Annotated in this window: 1 protein-coding gene and 1 pseudogene; both read right to left on the reverse strand. The window is 44.2% G+C overall.

Features of this window, described 5'->3' with window-relative positions; translation table 11 throughout:
* Positions 1-611: 611 nt before the first annotated feature.
* Positions 612-842, reverse strand: a pseudogene (locus F6K51_RS37490) (IS200/IS605 family accessory protein TnpB-related protein); the annotation flags it as partial.
* A 111-nt stretch (positions 843-953) separates the two neighbouring features.
* Positions 954-1,223 (reverse strand): HNH endonuclease, encoded by a 270-nt coding sequence (locus F6K51_RS37495; RefSeq protein WP_293031311.1) that lies wholly within the window; start codon positions 1,221-1,223, stop codon positions 954-956.
* Positions 1,224-1,290: the final 67 nt, after the last annotated feature.

The following is a 1,290-nucleotide window of genomic DNA, read 5'->3' on the forward strand; positions in this document are numbered from 1 at the left end:
GTGGGGCGAACCCCCTAGTTTTAGACATATTAATCACTATTTACATCTATATCTTTTCCTATAACGTGAGTCTGTTGGCATATCCTGGGCATTACCCCAGGCATTAGCTTCTGACTCAATCTTGCCACCATATGACTTGCGGCTAACTACCTACTCAGAATGTTCGACCTTTCTGAGAGTACATATGGCGGTTATCTCGTTCCTGACAACCATTCTGTGGACTTTTAGGGTAGTACTTTTTCACCGGGAACATGTGGGAAATCTTCGCAAGACGGGAAAACCTTGCAAACCGTATTCCATTGACGTTTGTCTGTAGTGAGTCAGCCTATTTCACTACGTAATCCTTACGATGATTCAGACGTACTTTCCTTGCGTACCCATGAGTCCTTTGCCTGTTACTAACACCACATTAGGTTAGCAGTGCTTCACTATTTGACCCTTGCATCAATCCATGAGTTTGTTATGTTCATGAATCAGGGTAAGGCTGTCACTCGGATTTCACGAGGGGAGGATTTACACCTCCATGGTTGCCAAGTTATCATGGTTCGGGTGAACCAAGCAGCTAGTCCCCCCGACCTTTGCAGGTAAGGTTTATAGCTAACGAGTCGCACTTCACGGTGAATTACAGTGCCGTCATGAGCAACAACTGCTATTGTTGCAGTCGTGTTTATTCCTAGATCGACTGCTGTTACATTTGCCTTTGGTTTTCTCTTTTCTGGCTTACAAGTAAATGGAACAGATAGATGACAGTATTTCTCATTGAATACCAACGAAGGAGACATTATTTTATTGGTTGCCACTAAATGGCGTTCCCTCAGACCAGTAATTTGAACGGTATTAAACTAAGCCAGGGAGTCGCCTCACATCTGGCTTGTCTCCAAAACCGTACGTGATAGTTTCCCGTCATACGGCTCCTCATCGTAGGAATCTCCTTGTCATTGGGTACCTCTACACTAAAACGGGTTATCATCCAGCTCAGAGGGGTCTGTATTCGACTCGTGACGCTTTGCGGTAACTTTAGTTCTGTGTTTTGCATCGTGGCAATGTAGGTGGAGTAGTTCAAGGTTATTGAGTTGGTCGTTTCCACCTTGTGCGCGTGGTATTATGTGATGTTTTTCAATCAAATCTCCGTCCCTGAATGTGAGGTCACAGTGAGCGCATTTCCGGAAACGAAACCTTAGATAGTGGAGCCTTACTACAAAAGACTTCAACCTTTTACCCATAACCTACCAACTATAAAGGCTCCACTATCTTACGGTAACTTCAAACCCTTTTTGCCTTTTCAAAAGC

The organism is Moorena sp. SIO3I8, assembly GCF_010692325.1.
GTDB lineage: Bacteria > Cyanobacteriota > Cyanobacteriia > Cyanobacteriales > Coleofasciculaceae > Moorena.

Coding starts and splice junctions, on each gene's coding strand:
- F6K51_RS37495 (WP_293031311.1), bottom strand. CDS start 1,223: ATGGGTAAAAGGTTGAAGTCTTTTGTAGTAAGGCTCCACTATCTAAGG.